We start from the raw sequence: 20,267 nt of genomic DNA, 5'->3' as shown, positions 1-20,267 counted from the left end.
CCCCCACCCCCACCCCCGCCCCGCCTACCCCCGAGTGACCCGCACCCGGTAGCTCCCCGTCAGATCCGCCCCCACCACCGCGACCCGCACCCCCCGCTTCGAGTCCGTGAACTCCTCCCCGGGTACGAACGTCGCGTCCGACAGCTCGGCGTGGACGTTCGGGCTGCGGGTGCAGCCGCCGCTGTCCTGTTGGGAGTCGTGGACCTTTACCGGGCCCATCCCGGTGTCCACGTCCGCGTCGACCCGGTAGATCAGGACGCCGGGGCGGCACACCGTCTCGTCGTTGCCCTCGCGGGTGCGCAGTTCGACGGCGTAGCCGCTGCGGCGGTCCAGCGGGACGAACACCAGCTTCGGGCCGCCCTCGCGGGCCAGCGGCGTCAGCTCGTACTCGGAGGTGCCGGAGGCGGCCGCGCACCGTACCTGGGCCGGGTCCAGCCAGCCCAGCTTCCACTTGTGCCAGCCGAGCAGGTCGTTGTTGGCCCCCCAGTCCTCGCTCATGATGTCCCAGTGCCCGACCGCGCTCCCGCCCTCCGCGGTGTACAGGTCGGGCAGGCCGAAGACGTGGCCGTTCTCGTGGGGGAGGACGCGGTAGCCGGTGCGGTGGTAGGAGCCGGAGCCGTCGTCCTGGCGGGAGTAGACGAAGGAGGCGTTGGCGACGGAGACGCCGTCGGCCACCGGGGCCTCCGTGTTGCCGGCGAAGGACACCGACAGGACCGTGTCCAGGGCCGACGGGCCGGCGTTCGGCGTCACCAGCACGTTCAGGAAGTCGTACGACTTGAAGTTCACCTTGGGATCGGCCGAGGCCACGATGTCCTGGACCAGCTGCCGGTACCCGGGGTCGAAGGGCGCGCCGCGTTCTATGCCGTAGGCGTGGAAGGACTTGGGCATGCGCAGCCAACCGCGGATCGGGGTCCGGGGGCGGTAGTCGAGGCGGCCGTAGGAGCTGGTGCGGAACCAGTCCTGGGTCTGTGGGAAGAACTCCGCGAAGCGGTCGAGGGCGTGGCCCTGACCGGGCGCGTCGGGGAAGTCGACCATCACGGTGAGGGCGTGCACGGTGCCGGTGGAGCGCGAGTAGCCGCGTGTCGTCGGCACGCCCTCCGACATCTGGACCGTAGGCCGGCCGCTGATCATGCAGGGGCCGAGGGGGGAGGAGCGGGCGAGCGCCGCCACCGGTCCCGCTCCCGCCGCCGTCAGGGTGCCCGCCGTGTGGCGCCCGGTGCCTGCCGAGGTGCTGACCGCCAGGGTCAGGGCGGTCACGGAGGCGAGGGCGATTGCACGGCGGGGGCGTATCCGACGGCTCGGCTGCATGCATGGGCCCTTCAGTCCATGGCAGCCCGCCGGACCGCGTGCTGCACCCTCTCGATCACCCTGTGTCGACGGGTGCGCGGGCGCGCGTTGGAGGAGACCGAACGTGGGTCCTTACGAGCGGGAGCTTGTGATCCAGGTCACATGAAATCTTTTCGCCGGCGGGAAATAACCGGGGAGCTCTTCCCCGTTTAGCCATGTGTCCGAGCGAAACGGGGAGGCTCTCCCCGGATAGCCTCCGGGCAGCCCGTCAACCGGAGCTCATCAACCGGAGCTCATCAACCGGAGCTCACCAGCCAGAGCTCATCAACCGGAGCTCACCCAACTCAGGAGTACGCCGTGCAGACCGCAACCCCCGTACCGCGCAAGGCGCCCCGGCCGCGCGCCGACGCCCTGCGCAACCGGGAGCGGATCGTCACCGCCGCCCGGGAGATGTTCGTCGAGTTCGGCCCCGATGTGCCGCTCGACGAGATCGCCCGCCGGGCCGGCGTCGGCAACGCCACGGTGTACCGAAACTTCCCCGACCGCGACGCGCTGGTCCGCGAGGTCGTCTGCTCCGTCATGGACCGGACGTCCGAGGCGGCCGAGATCGCGCTCGCGGAGACCGGGGACGCCTTCGAGGCTCTGGAAAGCTTTGTGCACACCGCGGCCGACGAGCGGATCAGCGCGCTGTGCCCGATGGTCCAGAGCACCTTCGACCAGCACCACCCCGACCTGGAGGCGGCACGCGAACGCGTCGAGGAACTGACCCAGCAACTCATGGACCGGGCCAAGGCGGCCGGTCAGATGAGGGCGGACGTGGGTGTCGGCGACGTGATGGTCGCCGTGGCCCAGCTGTCCCGTCCGCCGGCCGGCACGGCCTGCGCCAACTTCGACCGCTTCTCACACCGCACCCTGCAGCTGTTCCTGGACGGACTGCGGGCCCCGGCCCGCTCCGAACTCCCGGGAACGGCCGTGACCATGGAGGACCTCCGCCAAGACTGCCCTGTCAGCAGCGATTAGTTCAGAGTTCCACAGCAGTCCGTAACGCAACGACTTTCACCGGCCGTCACCGATGACGGGCCGTCCCCTTACACACCTTTTTTCCGTCACGAAGTCCCGAAGTGGGTACCCCCATGTCTGAAACGGCCGCAAAGGCTCCGAGCAGTGCCCTCGGCGCTGTAGATCCCAACCGCTGGAAAGCGCTCGTCTTCATCGCGCTGGCCCAGCTCATGGTCGTGCTCGACGCGACCATCGTGAACATCGCCCTGCCCTCCGCCCAGCAGGACCTGGGCATCTCCGACGGCAACCGGCAGTGGGTCGTCACGGCCTACGCCCTGGCCTTCGGTGGTCTGCTGCTGTTCGGCGGCCGCATAGCCGACCTGTGGGGCCGCAAGCGGGCCTTCGTCGTCGGCCTGGTCGGCTTCGCCGGCGCCTCCGCGCTCGGTGGCGCGGCCACCAACGAGGCCATGATGTTCGGCGCCCGTGCCCTGCAGGGTGTCTTCGGCGCCCTGCTCGCTCCCGCCGCGCTCTCCCTGCTCGCCGTGATGTTCACGGACGCCAAGGAGCGCGCCAAGGCGTTCGGCATCTACGGTGCGATCGCCGGTGGCGGTGGCGCCGTCGGCTTCATCCTCGGCGGCGTGCTGACCGAGTACATGGACTGGCGCTGGACGTTCTTCGTCAACATCCCGTTCGCGATCGTCGCGGCGGCCGGCGCGTACTTCGTCATCCGTGAGCCGGAGGGCGGCCGCAACCGCAACCCGCTCGACATCCCCGGCGTCCTGCTGTCCACCCTGGGCCTGGTCGCGCTGGTCTACGGCTTCACCCGCGCCGAGTCCGACGGCTGGGGCGACTCCGTGACCGTGGGCATGTTCGTCGCCTCCGCGGTCCTGCTGCTCGCGTTCGTCGTCACCGAGGCCAAGGTCAAGGCCCCGCTGCTGCCGCTGCGTGTGGTCACCGACCGCAACCGCGGTGGCGTCTACCTCTCGCTCGGCATCGCGATCATCGCCATGTTCGGCACGTTCCTCTTCCTGACCTACTACCTGCAGATCGTGAAGGGCTACTCGCCGATCAAGACGGGCTTCGCGTTCATGCCGATGATCGTCGGCATGATGGTCGGCTCGACCCAGATCGGCACCCGTCTGATGACCCGCGTCCCGGCGCGGCTGCTGATGGGCCCCGGCTTCCTGGTCGCCGCCCTGGGCATGCTCCTGATGACCCAGCTCGAGATCGGCTCGTCCTACACCTCGATCATCCTGCCGGCGATGCTGCTGCTCGGTCTCGGCATGGGTACGGCCTTCATGCCGGCCATGTCCCTGTCCACCCTGGGCGTCGAGCCCCGGGACTCGGGTGTCGCCTCCGCGATGGTCAACACCTCGCAGCAGGTGGGCGGCGCGATCGGTACGGCCCTGCTGAACACGATCGCCGCCTCGGCCACGACCTCCTACATCGCCGACCACATCGGCTCCGCGAGCTCCCGCTCGCAGCAGCAGCTGGTCCAGCTGGAGGGCATGGTGCACGGATACACCAACGCGATCTGGTTCGCCGTCGGCATGCTGGTGCTCGCCGCGCTCATCGTCGTGACCTTCGTCAACGCCGGCCGCCCCGACGGTACGACGGTGGCGTCCTCCGAGGAGGGCGCGGCGGACGAGGTGCCGGTGCCGGTCGTCGCGCACTGATACCGACGACGACCGTACGGCCGTACCCCCTGGGACCGGGCGTACGTACGGGGAAGGGGACGCTCCGTACGTACCGCCTCGCAGGACCTGCCCCGGCTCGCTGAATCGAGCGGCTCAGCGGAGCCAGGGCAGGTCCGCACCCGCTTCGCTCGGCTGCAGGCCCTCGGCGACGATCTGCATGATCTCGCCGAGGGCCTGCTGCTGTTCGACGCTGAGCCGGTCGAACAGCGCCTGCCGTACGGCCTCCACATGGCCCGGCGCCGTGTCCCGCAGCACCCGCACGCCCTGCTCGGTCAGCACCGCGAACTGGCCCCGCTTGTCGTCGGGGCAGTCCTCGCGCCGCACCCAGCCGTTCTTCTCCAGCCGGGCGACGGCGTGCGAGAGACGGGAGCGGGTGATCTTGGCGAGCATCGCGAGCTCGGTCATCCGCAGTCTGCGGTGCGGGGCGTCGGCGAGCTTGACCAGAAGGCCGTAGTAGACGTGCGGCATGCCCGCGTCCCGCTGGAGCTGGCGGTCCAGGTGGTCCCAGAGCAGCGTGGACGCCTCGATGTACGAGCGCCATACGCGCTGCTCCTCGTCGGTGAGCCAGCGCGGCGGTGCCGACGCGTGGGCCTGTTCGGGTACTCGCTCGGATTCGGGTCCGGGTTCGGCCGCGGGTGGCGCGGAGGTCGGTGCCGTATTCATGTACTCCACTGTACGAGAGCTCTCCTTGAACTTTTAACTACCGAGGCGTACCGTCTTGGAAGAGAGAAGCTTTAGTTTTGAAGCAAATAAGGCTTCAGCTCTCCGGAGGGAGTCGCCACCATGTCCGCCGCCACGCAGGAGCGCATGCCTGCCCTCTACCTCAGCCACGGTGCCCCGCCGCTCGCGGACGACCCGGTCTGGCCCGGTGAGCTCGCGGCATGGTCGGCCGGCCTGCCGCGCCCCAAGGCGATCCTGATGGTCTCCGCCCACTGGGAGGAGGCCCCGCTTGCCATCGGTGCCACCGAGTCCGTTCCTCTCGTCTACGACTTCTGGGGGTTCCCCGAGCACTACTACAAGGTGACGTACCCGGCACCCGGCGCTCCCGAGCTCGCCGAGTCCGTACGGAAGCTGCTGCGCGCCCCGGGCATGCCCGTGCAGGACATCCCGGACCGCGGGCTCGACCACGGCGCCTACGTACCGCTCGTCGAGATGTACCCCGGAGCCGACATCCCTGTCCTCCAGATTTCCATGCCGACCCTCGACCCGCTGAGGTTGCTGGACATCGGCCGCAAGCTGGCGCCGCTGCGCGACGAGGGTGTGCTGATCGTCGGCTCCGGCTTCTTCACCCACAACCTCGCCGCCCTGCGGCAGGCCGGCATCCCCTCCTGGTCCGTGGAGTTCGACGACTGGGGCCGCCGGGCGCTGGAGAACGGCGACTGGGACGCCCTGCTGGACTTCCTCCACAAGGCCCCGGCCGGCCGCTACGCCCACCCGCGCACCGAGCACTTCGCCCCGCTGTTCGTGACCATGGGCGCGGCGGACGCGGCCGGTGAGGCGGCCGGTCAGAAGTCGGTGATCGACGGGTTCTGGATGGGGCTGGCGAAGCGGTCGGTGCAGTTCGGCTGACGGGCCGGTGCGGTTCGGACGACGGGAGCCGGTGCGGTTCGGCCGGGCGCGGGGGAGCTACAGCTCCTTCTCGTACCAGGCCACGTCCCAGTACCGGCCGAACTTGCGGCCCACCTCGCGGTACGTGCCGACGTACCGGAAACCGAACCGCTCGTGCAGCCGGGTCGACGCCTCGTTGGGCTGCGCGATGCCGGCGTAGGCGCGGTGCAGGTCCTCCTCGGCCAGGGCCTCGAACAGGGCCTTGTAGAGGAGGGCGCCGACGCCTCGGCGGCCGGAGTCCGGCGCGAGGTAGATCGTCACCTCGACGGAGGTCTCGTAGGCGGGCTTCGGCCGGAAGGCGCTGGATGTGGCGTAGCCGAGAATCCGCTGTGAGTTCCCTTCGAGGCCGGCCTCCACGGCAACCATCAGCCGGTACGGCCCGTCTTCAGGGTGGGAGAGCAGCCAAGGGCGGCGCTCTTCCGGCGTGAAGGCCTCCGTATCGAATGTGATGGGCGTCTCACGTACGTAGTGGTTGTAGAGCTCGGTGAGGGCTTCGAGGTCACTCTCGACTCCCGGCCTGACCTGCACCTCTCTACGTTCCGGCGGCATCGGGCCTCCTCGTGTGGCCGGACGTGGCCGGACAGGGTACTGCAAGATCAGAAAAATTGAGGGGCGGGTTGGGAATTCTGTCCTGATTCCAGTCGTTGTTTCCATCGGATGCAGGGCACTCGAGCAGAGTCCCAAGCGTTCACGAATCACCCGCCCGCCCCACATCGCAAGGGAGCACGCATGGCAACCCGTGCCGTCGCCCGTCGTCAGTCCGCCACCGGCCGGACCGACACGGCAAGCAGTGTTCGCGCCCATGGCGGCGAGATCGCGGACCGCGACCTGGTCGGCATGTACCTCGACGAGATCGCGCGCACGCCATTGCTCGACGCGGCCAAAGAGGTCGAGCTGTCGCAGATCATCGAGGCGGGTGTGTTCGCCAGGCAGGTCCTCGACGGGTACGAGGAGGCCAGGGCTGACGCCACCCGCGAGGAGCTGGAAGCCCTCGTCGAGGAGAGCGAGCGGGCCAAGGACGTCTTCATCCGCTCCAACCTCCGCCTGGTCGTCGCGGTGGCCCGCCGCTACCCGCGCAGCGGCCTGCCCCTGCTGGACCTGATCCAGGAGGGCAACGCCGGCCTGGTGCGTGCGGTGGAGAAGTTCGACTACCGCAAGGGCTTCAAGTTCTCTACGTACGCGACGTGGTGGATCCGCCAGGCCATCACCCGCTCGATAGCCGACCAGTCCCGCACCATCCGCCTCCCCGTCCACCTGGTCGAGGAGCTGGGCCGAATCCGGCGCGTGCAGCGTGAGTTCAACCGCGAGCACGGCCGCGACCCGGAGCCCGCGGAGATCGCCGCCGAACTCGGCTCGAACGCGGACCGTGTGACGGACGTCCTGGACTGGGCCCGCGACCCGGTCTCCCTCAACATGTCGGTGGACGACGAGGGCGAGACCCAGTTCGGCGACCTGCTGGAGGACACCTCGGCGGTCTCCCCGGAGCAGTCCGTCCTGACCCTGCTGCGCAGCGAGGAGCTCGACGACCTCATCGGCCGCCTCGACCAGCGCACGGCGTCCATCATCAAGATGCGGTACGGCATCGAGGACGGCCGCGAGCGCACGCTGACCGAGGTCGGCAAGGAGCACGGCCTGACGCGCGAGCGGATCCGGCAGATCGAGAAGCACGCGTTGCTGGAGCTGAAGAAGCTGGCGCGGAGCACCGGGTTCGACGCGGCCGCGTAGTGCCTCGGGCGGGAAGGCCGGGGGTGTGTGTCCGGCTGCGGCGTACGCCGGGTGGCGAAAGACCGCGCAAACATGGCGATGTAACGCCGCTTCAACCGATGGAGCACCGGGAACAAGACTTCCGGGCAAGGGAGTTCGGGACCTGAGGCGACGGCCTCGCGGCCCGGACGGAGATCGACGGACCCCGCCGACCGCGCCCCGAGCACACCACACACCAAGAGACCAAGTCCCGACGCACTCCCCCCGGCGCCGGGACTTTCCCCGAGTCGGGCTTCGGCGCCTATCCCCCCTGGGTGCCGGGGCCCGGCTCTTTTGGGTTCGGTGCCCGTAGTCGTGGGCCCTGGGTCCACCGGGCCGCGCCCTGGACCGGTGGGCCACCCCGTACCTGAACCACGGGGTGGCCCACCAAAGGGCAGATTCTGTCACATGGGCGGAGCGTCCCTGATCGGCTCGTGCCACCTCGGCGCAGCCGCCCGCAACGACGTGCCGATCCCCCGGAACCCCGGCCCCGGTCTCACCCCGCGGCCCGCCCCAGCCGGCCCCCCAACTCCCGTACGCACCGCACCAGTTCCTCCGGCGACTCCACCGCGAACTCGCAGTCCACCATCGCCAGCCGCACCGCCATCCACTCCACGGCATCCCCCGCCGAGCCCCGCAACCGGCACCGCCGTCCGTCCCCGACCGGCTCCGGCGCCCCCAGCCACCCCGGCAACCGGGCCGCGACGAACTCCGCGGGCGCGTCGAACGTCACCGAGAACTCGTACGTCTCCTGCCGCCGCCACATCGACTGCCGCAGATACTCCGCCGCACTCCCCGACGGCAACTCCCGCGGAGCGAACCGCGCCCCCGTGGCGAACGGCTCGCTCACCCGGTCCACCCGGAACGTCCGCCAGTCGGCCCGGTCGAGGTCGTAGGCGACGAGGTACCAGCGCCGCCCGGTCGACACCAGCCGGTACGGCTCCACCAGCCGCCGCGACTCGGTTCCGTCCCCCGCCCGGTACGCGAACCGCAACCGCTCCTGCCCCGCCACGCTCGACGCCATCACGGTCAGCGTCTCGGGCGCGATACTCGCCCCGTCCCCACTGGTCAGCGGCGTCGTCGCGGCCTGCAGTGTGGCCACCCGGTGCCGCAGCCGGGACGGCAGCACCTGCTCCAGCTTCGCCAGCGCCCGCACGGACGCCTCCTCCACTCCTTCTACCGCGTGCCCGGCCCCGGCCCGCAGCCCGACCGCGATCGCGACGGCCTCCTCGTCGTCCAACACGAGCGGCGGCATCGCCTTGCCCGCGACGAGCCGGTAGCCGCCGTCGGCCCCTTTGGTCGCCTGCACGGGATAACCGAGCTCCCGCAGCCGGTCGATGTCCCGCCGGACCGTGCGCCGGGACACCGCGAGGCGCTCGGCGAGCTCACCGCCGGGCCATTCGCGAGGCGTCTGGAGGAGGGAGAGGAGCTGGAGCAGCCGTGCCGGAGTATCCGTCGTCATGAATTCGAGGATGCCGCAGAACTAGGACACGATCTGACCTAATGGGGTCGTAACTTCCTTCCATGACCTCAAGGACCTCAGCGGGGACCGACCCCGTGACCCACCACAGCGCCCCGCTCGCCGAGCCCGCGGAGCCCGCCGCGGGCGACCGCCGCCGCTGGTTCGCCCTGGCGATCGTGATGACCGCGGCCTTCATGGACCTCGTCGACGTCACGATCGTCAACGTCGCGATCCCGTCGATCCAGCGGGACGCCGGCGCGACCTTCAGCCAGATCCAGTGGATCACCGCCGGCTACGCCCTCGCGTTCGCCGCGGGCCTGATCACCGGCGGGCGGCTCGGCGACATCCACGGCCGCAAGCGGCTGTTCCTCGTCGGCATCGCCGGCTTCACCCTGGCCTCGGCCCTGTGCGGCTTCGCCGCGAACCCGGAGATGCTGGTCGCGGCCCGGATTCTGCAGGGCGGCATGGCGGCGCTGATGGTCCCGCAGGTCCTGTCGATCGTGCACGCCACCTTCCCGGCGCACGAACGCGGCAAGGTCTTCGGCCTGTTCGGCGCGGTCGTCGGACTCGGCGCGGTCACCGGCCCGCTCCTCGGCGCGCTGCTGACGGAGTGGAACCTCTTCGGCCTGGAATGGCGCCCGATCTTCCTCATCAACCTCCCGGTCGGCATCGCGGGCCTGATCCTCGGCAGCCGCTTCATCACCGAGTCCAAGGCGCCGAAGGCCCTGAAGCTGGACCTGGTCGGCGTCGCGCTCGTCACCCTCGGCCTGCTGATGCTGCTCTACCCGCTGACCCGCGGCCGCGAGCTGGGCTGGCCGCTGTGGGGGTACGTGTCGATGGGCGGCGCGCTCGTGGTCCTCGGGGCGCTGGTGGCGTACGAGAGGCGCAAGGCCGACCGGGACGGCTCCCCGCTCGTCGAGCTGTCCCTGTTCAAGGTGAAGAGCTTCGCGGCGGGCATCGCCGTACAGACCGTCTTCGGTGTCGCGCTCGGCATCTTCTTCCTGGTCTGGACGCTGTACATGCAGTACGGCCTGGGCTGGAGCCCGCTGAAGGCCGGTCTGACCGGGATCCCGTTCTCGATCGCGGTCTCGGCGGCGGCCGGCCTGTCCGTCGGAAAGCTGGTGCCGCGCTTCGGCCGCAAGGTGCTCCAGGCGGGCGCGCTGGTGATGGCGATCGGCGTCCTGATCTACATCTGGGAGTCCGGCCACTACGGCCTGTCCATCGCCCCCTGGCAGATGGCTCTGCCGCTGGTCGTCATGGGCGTCGGCATGGGCCTGATCGTGGCCCCGCTGACGGACGCGATCCTCTCGGAGGTGCCCCGCGAGCACTCGGGTTCGGCGTCCGGCCTCATCAGCACCGTCCAGCAGATGGGCAACGCGCTCGGGCTGGGGCTGGTCTCCGTGGTCTTCTTCGGCGTCATCGACGACCGGCTGGCGGAGGGGGCCGAGTCCGCGCACGGACCGGCGGTGGGCGCGGCCTTCGCGGACGGCTTCCAGCACGCGCTGGGATGGGTGGCCGCGGTGATGGCCGTCATCTTCCTGCTGATGTTCGCGCTGCCGAAGCGGTCGGCCCAGCACATCGAGGGAGCGGCCGACGATCCGTCACCGGCGCCGCGGAAGGAGCCCGCGCTGGTGGGCTGAGAGCCTGTTCACAGGCTCTGAGAGCGGGGGAGGGGCCCGGCACTTCGGTGCCGGGCCCTTCGTCGTTCTCGTGTCTCCCCCTGTCGGATCTCCCCATGCGGGAAGCCCGACCATGCCCGATGCCGGAAGCCCGATCATGCCCGAGTGGGAATGTGCTCATGCCCGATTGCATCCGAACCTGTTTACTTTCCGGAAATCCGGGCGTAGCCTCCCAGCGAAACCACAAGTTCGGGCACAGTTCGGAGGCGAACGGACATGTACGCACCGGAGCGGCAGCAGGAGATCCTCCGGCTCGCCCGTGACGGCGGCCGAGTGGACGTCCTGTCGCTGGCCGAGGAGTTCCAGGTGACGGCGGAGACGATCCGCCGGGACCTGAAGGCCCTCGACCGCGCCGGGCTCGTGCGCCGTGTGCACGGCGGCGCGATCCCGGTCGGGCGCCTGGACTTCGAGCCGGACCTCGCCGAGCGCGAGTCGACGGCGGCCGACGAGAAGGACCGCGTCGCGAAGGCGGCCCTCGCCGAGCTGCCCACCGAGGGCACGATGATCCTCGACGCCGGTACGACGGTGGCCCGCCTCGCCGCGGCGCTCCCACTGGAGGCGTCCCTCACCGTCGTCACGCACAGCCTGCCCATCGCGGCCCGCCTCGCGGACCACCCCGGCATCCAGCTCCACCTGGTCGGAGGGCGCGTACGGCACCGCACGCGCGCCGCCGTGGACGCCTGGGCGCTGCGCGCGTACGGCGAGATCCGCGCCGACGTCCTGTTCGTCGCGGCCAACGGCTTCTCCGCCGAGCACGGCCTGACCACCCCCGACCTCGCCGAGGCGGCCGTGAAGCGCGCGGCCGTCGCCGCGGCCCGCCGGGTGGTGCTGCTCGCCGACTCCTCCAAGCACGGTCAGGAGCACTTCGCCCGCTTCGGCGACCTGAGCGACGTGGACCTGCTGATCACCGACAGCGGGCTGAGCCCCGAAGACGCCGCCGCGATCGAGCACGGCGGCACGGAAGTAGTTCGCGCATGATCCTCACCGTCACCCCGAACCCGTCCCTGGACCGTACGTACGAGGTCCCCTCCCTCGACCGCGGCGAGGTCATCCGCGCCACCGGCGAGCGGATGGACCCGGGCGGCAAGGGTGTGAACGTCTCGCGCGCGGTCGCGGCAGCCGGGCAGCGCACCATCGCCGTCCTGCCGCTGGGTGGTGCGCCCGGCGCGCTCGTCGCCGACCTGCTCGACGCGCAGGGCATCGAGGTCGCGCCGGTGCCGGTGGCCGGGGCCACCCGCTCGAACATCGCGCTCGCGGAGTCGGACGGCGTACTGACGAAGATCAACGCACCCGGTCCCGAGCTGTCCGCGGCCGAGCAGGAGCTGCTCCTGGAGACGGTCCGTGAGCAGTCGCGCGACGCCGACTGGATCGCCTGCTGCGGCAGCCTGCCCCGCGGGCTCGCGCCGTCCTGGTACGCCGATGTGGTCGCCCGGGCCCACGCCGGGGGCGCGCGGATCGCGCTGGACACCTCCGGGCGCGCCCTCCTCGAAGCCCTGCGCGCCCGCCCCGACGTGGTGAAGCCGAACGCCGAGGAGCTCGCGGAGGCCGTCGGGCGCCCGCTGGCCACCGTGGGTGACGCGGTGAAGGCGGCCGAGGAGTTGCGCGAGATGGGTGCGCAGGCCGTCCTCGCGAGCCTGGGCGCCGACGGGCAACTGCTGGTCGACGGCTCGGGCGCCTGGTTCGGCAGCGCGCGCGTCGACGTCGTACGCAGCAACGTCGGCGCCGGAGACTCCTCCCTCGCCGGATTCCTCATAGCCGGCGGCAGCGGGCCGGAGGCCCTCGCCTCGGCGGTCGCCCACGGCGCGGCTGCCGTGCAGCTGCCCGGCAGCGTGATGCCGTCCCCGGGTGATGTGGACCTGACGGCGGTGACGGTCACGGCCGAGGTGCCGGTGGACCGTGTACTGAAGGAGCCGGTGTCATGAGCAATGTCGCGGTTGTCACAGTTCTTGCCGATCGGTCCCGTGGGCGGCGAAGCTCGCTGTTACTCACGGCCGCCGGCGGACGGCAGGGCCTCCTGAGCCGCTCTGCCGCCCGGAGGAGGCGGGATTTCCCCGACCCCGCCTCCTCCACCCCCGCCACCCCCCACCGCAGCCCCGCCACCCCCCATGGCACCCCCGTCCCCTTCTCCGCCCACCAGACCCCCCGGGCGATACGCGTGCGAAGGAGCCCGCGATGAGCGACATGATCACCGCGGACCTGGTCGATCTCGACCTGTCCGCCGATACCAAGGAAGCCGCGGCCCGCGCCCTCGCCGAGCGCATGGTGGCCCTGGGCCGGGTGACCGACCTGGAGGGTTTCCTCGCCGACGTGGCCGCCCGTGAGGCACAGATGCCGACCGGCCTCGACGGCGGTATCGGCATCCCGCACTGCCGCAGCGAGCACGTCACCGAGCCGACGCTCGGCTTCGGCCGCAGCGCCGCCGGCATCGATTTCGGCGCGGCGGACGGCCCCGCCGACCTGGTCTTCCTGATCGCCGCCCCGGCCGGCGCGGACGACGCCCACCTGACGATCCTGTCGTCCTTGGCCCGGCAGCTGATGAACGCCGAGTTCACGGACGCGCTGCGGTCGGCGGGCGACGCGGCCTCGGCGGCGGCGCTGATCCGCGGGGACGAGGAGCCGGCGGCGGGGACGGCGCAGGCAGCCGCGTCCGGTGCGTCCGAGGGCGCGAGCGCCGCCGAAGGCGCCTCCACAGACTCCGTGGCGTCGTCGGTGGCGGCCTCCGCCGACGCCGCCACGGGCACCACGGCCCCGGCGCCGGGCGCGCACGCCGAGGGCGCGGAGGCCCCGGCGCCGGGTGCCCCGGCTTCCGCCGACGGCGAGCGCCCCTTCCGTATCGTCGCCGTCACCTCCTGTCCGACCGGCATCGCCCACACCTACATGGCGGCCGAGTCGCTGGAGAACGCGGGCCGCGAGGCGGGCGTCGAACTCGTCGTCGAGACGCAGGGCTCGGCCGGCTTCACCCGGCTCGACCCGGCCGTCATCGCGGCGGCGGACGGCGTGATCTTCGCCCACGACGTGTCCGTACGCGAGAAGGACCGCTTCGCCGGCAAGCCCACCGTCGACGTCGGCGTGAAGGCCGGCATCAACCGCCCGGCCGACCTCATCGCCGAGGTCCGCGCAAAGGCGGAGCGCGGCGAGGCCACCGCGGCGGCCCGGCCCGGCACCCCTGTCGAGCGCGCGGGCGAGCCCGGCGAGGGCTACGGCACCAAGCTGCGCAAGTGGCTGATGTCCGGCGTGAGTTACATGGTCCCGTTCGTCGCGGCCGGCGGTCTGCTGATCGCCCTCGGCTTCGCGATCGGCGGCTACCAGATCAACGAGGCCAAGTCGGTCACCGAGCACTTCGACTGGGGCCAGATCGACAGCTGGGGCGCGCTGCTCTTCCAGATCGGCGCCGCGGCCTTCGGCTTCCTCGTCCCGGTCCTCGCCGGATACATCGCGTACGGCATGGCCGACCGGCCAGGACTCGTACCCGGCTTCGTCGGTGGCGCGATCTCGGTCACGATCGGCGCCGGATTCCTCGGCGGTCTGGTCGCCGGCCTGATCGCCGGTGGTGTGGTCCTCGGCATCCAGCGGATCGACATCCCGCCCGTGATGCGCGGCATCATGCCGGTGGTGGTGATCCCGCTGGTCGGCTCGGCGGTCGTCGGCTTCCTGATGTTCGTGGTCATCGGCAAGCCGATCTCCGAGGCGCAGAAGGGGCTGACCGACTGGCTCAACAGCCTCTCCGGCACCAACGCCATCCTGCTCGGCGTCCTGCTCGGCCTGATGATGTGCTTCGACCTGGGCGGCCCGGTCAACAAGGTGGCCTACACCTTCGCGACGGCCGGCATCTCGGTGGCCGCCCCGAGCGACTCGGCCATGAAGATCATGGCCGCCGTCATGGCCGCCGGCATGGTGCCTCCGCTGGGCATGGCCCTCGCGACCATCGTCCGCAAGAGGCTGTTCACCACGGCCGAGCGTGAGAACGGCAAGGCCGCCGTGGTCCTGGGCGCCTCCTTCATCTCCGAGGGCGCGATCCCGTTCGCCGCGGCCGACCCGCTGCGCGTCATCCCCGCCTCCATGGCGGGCGGCGCGGTCACCGGCGCGCTGACCATGGCCTTCGGCTCGACCCTGCGCGCCCCGCACGGCGGTATCTGGGTCACCTTCCTGATCGGCAAGCCGTTCCTCTACCTGCTGGCCATCGCGGCCGGTACGGCGGTCACGGCCGGCCTGGTCATCGTCCTGAAGGGCATGCGCAAGACGGCCCCGGACGGCACCCCGGCCGCCGAGTCCCCGGCCACCACGGCCACGGAGGCGAAGCAGCCGGTGGCGGCGTAAGCGCTCCGGCGGGCAAAGCTCCCGCTTGTCCCTTTGAGGCGCTGTGAGTTGTTCACGGCACCTGCGAGATACGTCACGGTCCGGGCCCAAAGGCCCGGACCGTGGTGTCTACTGGGCCCCATGCCTGAGCACGTCTCGTTCCTCCAACTGCTGGGCCCCGTCGTCCTGGCCCTGGCGGCCGTGCTCTGGGTGATGGGCCTGATCCGCCTCCTGCGCGGCATCCGCCCCGAGCGGTCGCCGCGGCGCGCGGGCGGTTCGGCGCTCTCCGCCCTCCCGCAGCAGCGGCAGGCACCTCCCGAGCGGGAGGCCGTGGAACTGACCCCGGCGGAACGGGACGCGTTCGCGGGACTGGTACGACAGCTCGGCAACGGCCGCTGAACAGCGGGGGCGGAGCCAAGGCGTCTGCCCCGACCGGCGGTGTCGGCGTTACGACACCTGCGCCGCCCGGCGCTCCATCGCATCCCGCGCCGCGTCCTCGTCGACGTACACCTCGCACATGTGCCGCCCGTCCGGCGTCGCCGTGTGCTCGACCTCCCACAGGGAGATCTCCTTGCCGTCGCGCAGCAGGAAGGCGTGCTCGTAGAGCGAGAAGCACAGGCCGGCGCGCCCCGAACGCCCCGGGCGCCCGAACGCCTGCGTGATCTGGTGCGCGAACGCCGTGGCCAGCAGCGCGGCCGTCTCCGCGCCCGGCCGGTCGGCGTTCTCCGCCCGGCGCAGCAGTCGGCGTGCGTGGTCCGCCGAGTCGTCCGGCACATACGCGTGCCGGGGCGCCGGGATCGGCGACATCTGCACCGTCACCGGCAGTTCGAAGTCCGGCGCGTCCGGCGGCAGCGGCAGCCGCGCGGTCGCGGCGCGCAGGTCCTCCTCGTCGGCGTACACCTCGTGCTGCTGCGCCCCGCCCCGTGCGGTGTTGTGCGCCAGCTCCCACAGCGTGAGCGCCGAGCCGTCGGCGAGCAGCCAGGTGTGCCGGTACGTCTCGCGATGCCGCCCCGCGCTGTGGTGCGCGGAGTGCAGCGAGCTGTCGTGAGCCAGCGCGCAGTCGAGCTGTCGTATCGTCTCGTCCGGCAACTCGAAGGAGTTCAGGGCGCGGCCGAGGAGTCGCGCGAGGTGCTCCTCCGGAGACTCCGGCGACTCGGGTGGTTCGTACGCTGCCGTGTCGTACGGAACGCTCAAGGTTTCTCCCGGCGTTGCTGCATGTCACCTTGTGGGTGCATACCGTAGCCCCTCGGTCGGACATCATGTCCGGGAACCGAGAAAACGTACGTCCGGTAAAACGCACGGACCGCGCGAGAAGTTCCCGCGCGGCCCGACGAACCGTCAATAATCCCTGCTCGAGTCGTACTTCACTGGATCACACGGCGCTGCCCGCGACCCACTCGTTCCATCCCATGTTCCAGCCGTTGAGCCCGTTGTCCGGCGTCACGGTCTTGTCGGGGGAGTTCTTGACGATCACCACGTCGCCGACCAGCGAGTTGTCGTAGAACCACTTGGCGGAGGTGTCCGCCTGCCCGCCCCGCGCGTCCTGCAGGCCGACGCAGCCGTGGCTGGTGCCCTGGCTGCCGAAGGGCGGGTTGCCCTTGTTGTACCAGTAGTTGCCGTGGATGAAGGTCCCCGACGTCGTCAGCCGCATCGCGTTCGGCACGTCCTTGATGTCGTAGGCGTTCGCGAGATCGACCGTACGGCTGTCCATGCGGACCTGCTTGAACTTCTCCGAGATCACCATCTGCCCGTTGTAGGTGGAGAACTCCGAGCTGCCCGCCGAGATCGGCACCGACTTGATCGTCCTGCCGTCCCGCACGACCGTCATCGTCTGCGTGTTGACGTCGACCGTCGAGACCTGCGAGCGCCCGACGGTGAAGCTGACGGTCTTCCGCTGCACGCCGTAGACGCCGTTCGCGCCCTCGACGCCGTCCAGGTCGATCTCCATCGTGACCTTGGAGCCGGCCTTCCAGTACTCCTCGGGCCGGAAGTCGAGTCGCTGCTGGCCGAACCAGTGCCCGACCACCTTCTGCCCGCTGCTGGAGGTGACCGTGATGTGCGACTGCACGGCCTTCTTGTCGCTGATCGCCTTGTCGAAGTTGAACGACACCGGCATACCGGCGCCGACCGTCGTGCCGTCGTCGGGCGTGTACGTCCCTATGAAGCTGTTGGCCGAGCTGACCGTGGTGAAGGTCGAGTCGGCGGCGACGGTGCGCCCGTCCGCGCCCTTCGCGCTGGCTGATATCCGGTACTTCGTGCCCCGCTCCAGCTGCTCCTTGGGCTTCCAGCTGCCGCCGTCACCGGTCAGGGAGCCCGGCACGGCCTGCCCGCTCCCCGCCAGCGTCATCTTCACCTCGGTCAGCTGCCCGCCGCTGACCTTCACACCGGTCGTGTTGATCGACGCGCCCGTCGAGCCGTCCTTCGCCGAGATCACGATCTTCGCGGCGGACGAGTCCTGGCCGCCCTTCCCGTCCTCGTTGTCGGCGTTCCCACCGCAGGCGGTGAGGGTCAAAGCGCCGATCACCAGGGCGGCACAGGCCCCCAGTGCGCGCCGCGCTGCTATGTCCGGCGTTGTCACGAGCTGCTCCATCTTCATGCGATCTGCGGATTCCGTTCCGTTCCACGGTGGAAGAGGCCACCGCCACCGAGCCGGGTTCCCGCTGTACGCGGTGAACGCCATCACGTGACAGAACCGCGACAATCCCCGCACCGGGCAGGCACCGACCCTGTCGGCCTCGCGGTCAGCGCTCCCCGGCCGGCCTCCTGCCGCCGCCCAACTCCCCGTCCCCGCCCGCCTTCCCGTCCCCGCCCGTCTTCCCGTCCCCGCCCGTCTTCCCGTCCCCGTACAACTCCCGGTACGACGGCCACGCTCCTCCGGGCCCGTCCACCGACTCGGCCGCGCGTACGGCGCGCACGATCGCGCGGGTCAATGTGTCCGCGCCCGCCGCGAGGAGGGGATTCAGTGCGAGGGGGTGGTCGGGGTCGAGGGGGTGTTCCCCGGTGGACAGGGCGAAGACCGTGTCGCCGTCGTGGAGCAGGTGCACCGGGCGCACGGCCCGCGCGATGCCGTCGTGGGCTGTGCCGGCCAGCTTCTGGGCCTGTGCCTTGGACAGTCGGGCGTCGGTGGCGACGACCGCGAGCGTGGTGTTCAGCGGGGGAGGTGCGTTCTTGGCCGTGGTCTCGGCGAGACGCCGGCCCGCGGCCTCGTGGACACGTGCCTGCGGATAGTCCACGCGCCCTTGGAACAACTCCCCGTACAGCACGCCCGTTTCCGGATCCAGCGCCGAGCCCACCGCGTTGGCCACCACCAGGGCGGCCACCGTGATCCCCGAGTCCAGGATGGTGCTCGCGGTGCCGATCCCGCCCTTGACCGGGCCGACCGCGGCTCCCGTACCCGCGCCCACGCACCCCTCCCGCACGGGGGCGCCCGGTTCGCTCGCCGCGGCCGCCTCGACCGCCGCCCGCCCGGTGGCCGCGTCCGGCCTCGCGCGGAAGTCGCCGCCCCGCCCGAGGTCGAAGACACAGGCGGCCGGCACCACCGGCACGACATGCGCCGGATCCGCGCCCACCCGCACCCCGCGCCCCTGCTCCTCCAGCCAGGCCATCACCCCGGACGCCGCGTCGAGCCCGTACGCGCTGCCGCCGGTCAGCACGATCGCCTCGACCTTCTGCACGAGGTTGCGCGGATCGAGCGCGTCGGTCTCCTTGGTGCCCGGCCCTCCGCCGCGTACGTCCACGGCGGCGACGGCCCCGCCCTCCGGGGCGAGCACGACCGTCGTACCGGTGAGCCAACCGTCGCCGGTGCGTGTCGCGTGCCCTACCCGCAGCCCCGGGACATCTGTCAGAGCGTCAACTGTCATGCCCCAAGTCTCGTCCAGCGACCGGCGCGGACCCAGGACCTCGCAGGACGTTCAGCCGCCCGAGTACCGCGAACCCGGAGCGTCAGGTCACCGGCACGTTCACCCGCCTTCCCTTCTCCCGGCTCGCCATACGTGCTGTCAGCGTGGTCCCGGTCACCACCGCCAGCGCCGAGACGAGGCCGGCCGCGAGCACCGCCCACTCGCCCAGGAACGTGCAGCAGATCACCAGCAGTGCCGCCGTCGGCAGCACCAGTTGCTGGGTGATGCCGAACTTGAAGTGGCGCGAGTGCAGCGCCCAGACGCTGAGCAGGTAGAGCGCCGTCGGCAGGGTCACCGCCGCCGACGCGGCCAGCGTCGAGATGTGCGCCTTGCCGACGGCCTGCTCGACCGCCACCTCCAGTCCGGCGCCGATCGCGGCCGCCGAGGCGAAGACGACGTAGTGGCCGTACCCCCACAGGAACGCCTGCTTGTTGGAGCGCAGGTGACCGTGGATCGGCACCACGAAGTAGATCCACCACGCGGCGAAGATGATCAGCAGTCCGCCCGTGGCGATCGGCAACAGGTCGCCCAGCTCGTCGCTCTCGTCGATGCCGGCCTTCACCGCCACCGTGGCGGCGGCGATGGTCTCGCCGAGCACGATGATCGTGAACAGCCCGTACCGCTCGGCGATGTGGCGCGGATGCCAGGACGTGGGGTGGTCCTTCTCCGCGTACGGCGGCACACACAGTTCGAGGATCGCCATCACCAGAAACACCCAGACCCTGGCCTCCTCGGGCAGGACCACCAGGCCCACCCAGCCGATCTGGCACAGCAGCACCCCGCCGGCGTACCGCAGGGCCATCGTCCGTTCCGCGCCGTCACTGCACCTGGCCACGCGCAGCCACTGCGCCACCAGGGCGAGCCGCATGATCACATAGCCCAGCACCACCGCCTGGTACTCGTGGTCCTCGAACGCCCGGGAGACCCCGGCCGCCAGCACCAGCACACCGGCGATCTGCAGCAGGGTGACGACCCGGTAGAGGACGTCGTCGTTGTCGTACGCGGAGGCGAACCAGGTGAAGTTCATCCAGGCCCACCAGATGGCGAAGAAGACCATCGCGTAGCTGAGAATGCCCTCGCTCGCGTGCCCCTCGGCGACGGAGTGCACCAGCTGGATCCCGGCCTGGGCGATGGCGACGACGAAACACAGATCGAAGAAGAGCTCCAGCGGGGTGGCGGTCCGGTGCGCCTCACCACGGCCACGGGCCGTGAGTCTGCGCAGCGGGCGGTGGCTTTCGGACGCGCGGGGAGACTCCGGCGCGGGAGTCGAACTGGACGTCATGAGATCAAGCACAGCAGATGGGGCGTGGAATTTCTTGCCCAGTGATTCACAAGCGCGCAAGGCCGCGGGCCGTACCCTGAACGTATGAGTACCGCCCCCACCCCCGAGCCGCGCGCCCCGAAGCCCGCGCTGATCTTCGACGATCCGCTGGACCAGCAGTCCTCGGACGACACGGACCGCGGATGGGGCGAGCGGCCACGCGCCGACGGCGACAGTGCCGCCGACCTGAAGCGGTTCCTCGACGAGAAGCCGCCCCACCACATCTGAGCCGCTTCCCGCGGAGCAGCTTCCGTCTGAGCCGCTCCCGTCGGAGCC

Annotated in this window: 18 protein-coding genes; 10 read left to right on the top strand and 8 right to left on the bottom strand. The window is 70.9% G+C overall.

The features are described 5' to 3' along the window. Window positions 1-24 precede the first annotated feature (24 nt). Window positions 25-1,308, bottom strand: coding sequence for a M6 family metalloprotease domain-containing protein (locus tag EJ357_RS19370; protein WP_126392881.1), 1,284 nt, complete (start codon window positions 1,306-1,308; stop codon window positions 25-27). A gap of 336 nt (window positions 1,309-1,644) precedes the next feature. Between EJ357_RS19370 and EJ357_RS19365 the strand changes: the two genes are divergently transcribed. Beyond that, window positions 1,645-2,307, top strand: a complete 663-nt coding sequence (locus EJ357_RS19365) for a TetR/AcrR family transcriptional regulator (protein ID WP_126392880.1) — start codon at window positions 1,645-1,647, stop codon at window positions 2,305-2,307. Between the two features lie 113 nt (window positions 2,308-2,420). Then, window positions 2,421-3,962, top strand: a complete 1,542-nt coding sequence (locus EJ357_RS19360; protein ID WP_126392879.1) for an MFS transporter — start codon at window positions 2,421-2,423, stop codon at window positions 3,960-3,962. A 114-nt stretch (window positions 3,963-4,076) separates the two neighbouring features. Here the strand turns inward: EJ357_RS19360 and EJ357_RS19355 are convergent, their stop codons facing one another. Further along, window positions 4,077-4,646 carry a MarR family winged helix-turn-helix transcriptional regulator gene (locus EJ357_RS19355; protein WP_126392878.1) on the bottom strand — a complete coding sequence of 190 codons (570 nt, stop codon included), beginning with the start codon at window positions 4,644-4,646 and terminating at the stop codon, window positions 4,077-4,079. A 120-nt stretch (window positions 4,647-4,766) separates the two neighbouring features. Here EJ357_RS19355 and EJ357_RS19350 point away from each other — a divergent pair, with 120 nt between their 5' ends. Beyond that, entirely contained in the window at window positions 4,767-5,552 is a 786-nt protein-coding gene (locus EJ357_RS19350) for a dioxygenase family protein (RefSeq protein ID WP_126392877.1), read from the top strand. Window positions 5,553-5,609: 57 nt separating this feature from the next. On the opposite strand, the gene EJ357_RS19345 is transcribed toward EJ357_RS19350, so the two are convergent. After that, on the bottom strand, window positions 5,610-6,140 hold the full coding sequence (locus tag EJ357_RS19345; RefSeq protein WP_126392876.1) for a GNAT family N-acetyltransferase: 531 nt from the start codon (window positions 6,138-6,140) through the stop codon (window positions 5,610-5,612). Window positions 6,141-6,320: 180 nt separating this feature from the next. Here EJ357_RS19345 and EJ357_RS19340 point away from each other — a divergent pair, with 180 nt between their 5' ends. Next, a complete protein-coding gene (locus tag EJ357_RS19340) occupies window positions 6,321-7,316 on the top strand; it encodes a sigma-70 family RNA polymerase sigma factor (RefSeq protein ID WP_126392875.1) in 996 nt (331 codons plus the stop codon). Between the two features lie 514 nt (window positions 7,317-7,830). Here the strand turns inward: EJ357_RS19340 and EJ357_RS19335 are convergent. Continuing rightward, window positions 7,831-8,796, bottom strand: coding sequence for a helix-turn-helix transcriptional regulator (locus EJ357_RS19335; protein ID WP_126392874.1), 966 nt, complete (start codon window positions 8,794-8,796; stop codon window positions 7,831-7,833). 62 nt (window positions 8,797-8,858) lie between these two features. On the opposite strand from EJ357_RS19335, the gene EJ357_RS19330 reads away from it, so the two are divergent. From EJ357_RS19330 to EJ357_RS19310, 5 genes are all read left to right on the top strand, one after another. Beyond that, a complete protein-coding gene (locus EJ357_RS19330) occupies window positions 8,859-10,436 on the top strand; it encodes an MFS transporter (RefSeq protein WP_407698499.1) in 1,578 nt (525 codons plus the stop codon). Between the two features lie 255 nt (window positions 10,437-10,691). Next, window positions 10,692-11,453, top strand: a complete 762-nt coding sequence (locus tag EJ357_RS19325; protein WP_126392872.1) for a DeoR/GlpR family DNA-binding transcription regulator — start codon at window positions 10,692-10,694, stop codon at window positions 11,451-11,453. Continuing rightward, complete coding sequence (gene pfkB / locus EJ357_RS19320; protein WP_126392871.1) at window positions 11,450-12,397, top strand: 1-phosphofructokinase; 948 nt, start codon at window positions 11,450-11,452, stop codon at window positions 12,395-12,397. Before EJ357_RS19325 ends, pfkB begins: the two co-directional genes overlap by 4 nt. Window positions 12,398-12,647: 250 nt before the next feature. Continuing rightward, window positions 12,648-14,792, top strand: coding sequence for a PTS fructose transporter subunit IIABC (locus EJ357_RS19315; protein WP_126392870.1), 2,145 nt, complete (start codon window positions 12,648-12,650; stop codon window positions 14,790-14,792). A gap of 120 nt (window positions 14,793-14,912) precedes the next feature. Continuing rightward, on the top strand, window positions 14,913-15,170 hold the full coding sequence (locus EJ357_RS19310; RefSeq protein ID WP_126392869.1) for a hypothetical protein: 258 nt from the start codon (window positions 14,913-14,915) through the stop codon (window positions 15,168-15,170). 48 nt (window positions 15,171-15,218) lie between these two features. Here EJ357_RS19310 and EJ357_RS19305 read toward each other — a convergent pair whose 3' ends face one another. The 4 genes from EJ357_RS19305 to EJ357_RS19290 all read right to left on the bottom strand — a co-directional run bounded on the left by EJ357_RS19305 (window position 15,219) and on the right by EJ357_RS19290 (window position 19,952). Continuing rightward, the gene (locus EJ357_RS19305) at window positions 15,219-15,965 is read right to left on the bottom strand and encodes a DUF6227 family protein (protein WP_126392868.1); all 747 of its coding nucleotides are present in this window, start codon (window positions 15,963-15,965) and stop codon (window positions 15,219-15,221) included. 178 nt (window positions 15,966-16,143) lie between these two features. Then, complete coding sequence (locus EJ357_RS19300; RefSeq protein WP_126392867.1) at window positions 16,144-17,349, bottom strand: L,D-transpeptidase; 1,206 nt, start codon at window positions 17,347-17,349, stop codon at window positions 16,144-16,146. Window positions 17,350-17,512: 163 nt separating this feature from the next. Further along, entirely contained in the window at window positions 17,513-18,631 is a 1,119-nt protein-coding gene (locus EJ357_RS19295; RefSeq protein WP_126392866.1) for a P1 family peptidase, read from the bottom strand. Between the two features lie 82 nt (window positions 18,632-18,713). Beyond that, entirely contained in the window at window positions 18,714-19,952 is a 1,239-nt protein-coding gene (locus EJ357_RS19290) for a low temperature requirement protein A (RefSeq protein WP_126392865.1), read from the bottom strand. Between the two features lie 84 nt (window positions 19,953-20,036). Here EJ357_RS19290 and EJ357_RS19285 point away from each other — a divergent pair, with 84 nt between their 5' ends. Next, window positions 20,037-20,219, top strand: a complete 183-nt coding sequence (locus tag EJ357_RS19285; RefSeq protein ID WP_126392864.1) for a hypothetical protein — start codon at window positions 20,037-20,039, stop codon at window positions 20,217-20,219. Window positions 20,220-20,267: the final 48 nt, after the last annotated feature.

Source organism: Streptomyces cyaneochromogenes (genome assembly GCF_003963535.1).
In the GTDB taxonomy this organism is placed as follows: domain Bacteria; phylum Actinomycetota; class Actinomycetes; order Streptomycetales; family Streptomycetaceae; genus Streptomyces; species Streptomyces shaanxiensis.
The sequence above is the reverse complement of the archived record's forward strand: the minus strand, read 5'-3'. Positions and strand labels throughout refer to the sequence as shown.

Bases quoted from the DNA above. Each gene is read 5' to 3' on its own strand.
- EJ357_RS19370 (WP_126392881.1), bottom strand. From the start codon at position 1,308: ATGCAGCCGAGCCGTCGGATACGCCCCCGCCGTGCAATCGCCCTCGCC.
- EJ357_RS19360 (WP_126392879.1), top strand. From the start codon at position 2,421: ATGTCTGAAACGGCCGCAAAGGCTCCGAGCAGTGCCCTCGGCGCTGTA.
- EJ357_RS19355 (WP_126392878.1), bottom strand. From the start codon at position 4,646: ATGAATACGGCACCGACCTCCGCGCCACCCGCGGCCGAACCCGGACCC.
- EJ357_RS19350 (WP_126392877.1), top strand. From the start codon at position 4,767: ATGTCCGCCGCCACGCAGGAGCGCATGCCTGCCCTCTACCTCAGCCAC.
- EJ357_RS19345 (WP_126392876.1), bottom strand. From the start codon at position 6,140: ATGCCGCCGGAACGTAGAGAGGTGCAGGTCAGGCCGGGAGTCGAGAGT.
- EJ357_RS19340 (WP_126392875.1), top strand. From the start codon at position 6,321: ATGGCAACCCGTGCCGTCGCCCGTCGTCAGTCCGCCACCGGCCGGACC.
- EJ357_RS19335 (WP_126392874.1), bottom strand. From the start codon at position 8,796: ATGACGACGGATACTCCGGCACGGCTGCTCCAGCTCCTCTCCCTCCTC.
- EJ357_RS19330 (WP_407698499.1), top strand. From the start codon at position 8,859: ATGACCTCAAGGACCTCAGCGGGGACCGACCCCGTGACCCACCACAGC.
- EJ357_RS19325 (WP_126392872.1), top strand. From the start codon at position 10,692: ATGTACGCACCGGAGCGGCAGCAGGAGATCCTCCGGCTCGCCCGTGAC.
- pfkB (WP_126392871.1), top strand. From the start codon at position 11,450: ATGATCCTCACCGTCACCCCGAACCCGTCCCTGGACCGTACGTACGAG.
- EJ357_RS19315 (WP_126392870.1), top strand. From the start codon at position 12,648: ATGAGCGACATGATCACCGCGGACCTGGTCGATCTCGACCTGTCCGCC.
- EJ357_RS19310 (WP_126392869.1), top strand. From the start codon at position 14,913: ATGCCTGAGCACGTCTCGTTCCTCCAACTGCTGGGCCCCGTCGTCCTG.
- EJ357_RS19295 (WP_126392866.1), bottom strand. From the start codon at position 18,631: ATGACAGTTGACGCTCTGACAGATGTCCCGGGGCTGCGGGTAGGGCAC.
- EJ357_RS19290 (WP_126392865.1), bottom strand. From the start codon at position 19,952: ATGACGTCCAGTTCGACTCCCGCGCCGGAGTCTCCCCGCGCGTCCGAA.
- EJ357_RS19285 (WP_126392864.1), top strand. From the start codon at position 20,037: ATGAGTACCGCCCCCACCCCCGAGCCGCGCGCCCCGAAGCCCGCGCTG.